Consider the following 438-nt stretch of genomic DNA (forward strand, 5'->3'; position numbering starts at 1 on the left):
GCTCGACCGTCCGGAACCCAAACTGATATGGGACGACTTCCAAGAGTTGGTGATCGGCATTGTAAACTTCAATTGTCAATTGATAGAGATACGGTGTTGATGGTGACCACAAGTGCAGTTGGTCAAATAACATGGTATCAAAGGTGATACTGTCACTACCAGTCTGTGTTTGACTCGTCAGTACTCGCCCGTCATGGTCTTTAACGGTCAGCGCTAAAGTGGCTGATTCGCCAGTTACTTTAGTAGTGACGTTGAGTTCGCCGCTTTTGAGATTAGCATTCGGAACTGGGTGGATGTCCAAATCAGTAATATGGCTAGTGGGTTCTGCCAGTAAATTAACGTCACGGAAAATACCAGAGAAGCGGAACATATCTTGGTCTTCGATAAAGGCAGCAGTACTGCGTTTGTAGACCCGAACCGCTAAAACGTTACCTTGGT

Annotated in this window: 1 pseudogene; it reads right to left on the reverse strand. The window is 46.1% G+C overall.

The features are described 5' to 3' along the window. A pseudogene (locus tag MMY95_RS15690) lies at positions 1 to 438 on the reverse strand (beta-galactosidase); the annotation flags it as partial.

The organism is Lactiplantibacillus sp. ME-2 (genome assembly GCF_022549155.1).
Lineage (GTDB): Bacteria > Bacillota > Bacilli > Lactobacillales > Lactobacillaceae > Lactiplantibacillus > Lactiplantibacillus plantarum.